This window comes from Candidatus Jordarchaeum sp. (assembly GCF_052745115.1).
This window is the reverse complement of sequence record NZ_JBRAKS010000506.1, coordinates 1-2,088: the sequence shown is the minus strand read 5'-3', so window position 1 is coordinate 2,088 and position 2,088 is coordinate 1. Positions and strand designations below refer to the sequence as shown.

Genomic DNA, 2,088 nt, shown 5'->3' with positions numbered 1-2,088 from the left:
CTTCAAAGGGGGTTCCTGGTTCTACTCCTCCGTCCGGGTCTCCGACCTCTGGATCATAAACATATTCACAAGCCATACACTTCCATTTCTGCATCACTTTTCCTCCTTCAATTTTAAGTAATCATTTCTCAAAATTCAAAATTATGAATATTTGGTTTTTGAATCACAGATTTATAAAACAAATTTCTAAACTTGAATGAAATTGAAGCGGAACGGTTTAGTTCTCACGGTATTTATAAAAATTAAAAAAATGTAATTTTTGGTTGTTTTCAGTCTATTCTTCTAGGGGTTCGAACATGTCTTTGGGCACTCCGCAAACTGGGCAAACCCAGTCATCTGGAATATCTTCAAAGGGGGTTCCTGGTTCTACTCCTCCGTCCGGGTCTCCGACCTCTGGATCGTAAATATATCCGCAGGATGTGCATACCCATTTCTGCATCCCTTTATTCCTCCTTTAAATTTTAGCTAATCACTTTGTAAAAATCTACTTATTTCTTTATATCATTTATCCCCAGAAAAAGTCTGTTCACCTTTATTTTAGTTTGTTAGTTTCATAAATATTGAGTTGCATCCTTTCTTTATAGCTATCAATTCGTTTTCGATACGTTTTTGGATATCCATGCCATCGGCAAGAATGTTCGCATCTGGCTTAACAACATCGAGAAGAATAGTTGATATTGCTGTAATGTCGGAGCACTTTCTCACAATTCGCACATCTTTATATTTGGTTTGAAGATAGTCACCTACTTCTTTTATTGCACAATCTCCTACAATAACTATTGGCTCTGGCAAGTTCTCTAAATCGCTTTTTTGAAATCCTTTGCCAGCAACTACGCTGAAGTTGCCTTTACCATTGGCATCAAAGAGGAACATGTCTAGCATAGATTCTACCTGTCCAAGGCAGCCTTCCCTACAGGCCATTTTTTTTCCGGCAACTATTTTAATATTTAATTCCGGTGGGTAGATTCTTTCCTTTGCATATGGTACTCTTTCCCTAAATTGGTGAACGTCTCCAATGATTTCTATCTCTTCTAGATTACCGCATCCAAGACCCATGTCAGTTGCTATTGTTAGATGTTTAATTTCACTTCGTTCATATCCTAATACTTTGGCCCCAACGGTGTCTACCGCAACGATGTCTCTGCCTCCAATTAAGATGTCATATTTTTTTATCAAATCTTTTTTGCGTCTAGGTGCGACTGGGCCTTCTCCAACTGCATACTCCCCATCAATTATGGTAAAATCCGGTTTAATGATTTTCAGCATACTGGCTAATTTAGCATGCAGTCCATAGTGGTGCTCTACCTGTTTTGATGCGTCACTTATTAGCCCATGCTGATTTTTAACACCAAGGGTAACTATAGTTATATCATGGGTTTTCAGCTTTGGCATACTAATGTAGGTATTCTTTCCCTTCTTTTTGACCAGTTCATTAATTATAAGTTCCGGGAATTCCAAATCATATTCTTTTTCACCCGTATCCAAGCTGATTGGAATATGGTTTAATTCGTCTAAAAATACGCACTCTGCCCCTGCAGATTCTACCGCCTCAAACATTCTACTTGCCATAAATGCGTTTCTGCCGAAATCCGCTTGGGTGCAATTCTCCATAACAAATATTTTTCTAAATCCCTCACTTCGCAGTATTTTTATCAAAGAGGCCACAATATCTGGATTGGTATAAGCGTAGTAAATGCTACTCGTGATATTCGGTTTAATGTAGATCTTACCCCTCAAATTTTTTATAATGTTCCTAATTCCAAAGTAATTAAATATCTCTTTTATTGAACTTTCATAGTCTTTATTCCAAATATTTGAAATCACAACCCGAGTTTTTGTCCTACTCCCTTCTCTGCTCCTAGACATCTTCTTCACCTTAGTGAACAAAACTTACCTGCATTTTAAGGATTATTCTATGAGAAAAAATATCAAAATTTTGTGACCTTTCATACCTTTTACCTAATGGAAAATAGTAAATATAAATTTTATATATTATATGGCAATCCTTTAATTTGAAATTTAGAAAAAGTTTCCTTTTTTTAAAATCAATATGGGATTCAAAAATATTTAATACCTAAAACTTGTCTT

Annotated in this window: 3 protein-coding genes; all 3 read right to left on the bottom strand. The window is 36.1% G+C overall.

The window, feature by feature from the left end:
* The coding region (locus tag ACUVXA_RS20200) for a rubredoxin (RefSeq protein ID WP_445873093.1) at positions 1-94 on the bottom strand (94 nt) is incomplete at its 3' end.
* Between the two features lie 180 nt (positions 95-274).
* On the bottom strand, positions 275-439 hold the full coding sequence (gene rd / locus ACUVXA_RS20195) for a rubredoxin (RefSeq protein ID WP_445873092.1): 165 nt from the start codon (positions 437-439) through the stop codon (positions 275-277).
* A gap of 98 nt (positions 440-537) precedes the next feature.
* Positions 538-1,866: a DUF362 domain-containing protein gene (locus ACUVXA_RS20190; RefSeq protein ID WP_445873091.1), complete on the bottom strand. Its 1,329-nt coding sequence runs from the start codon at positions 1,864-1,866 to the stop codon at positions 538-540.
* Between the last annotated feature and the right edge of the window lie 222 nt (positions 1,867-2,088).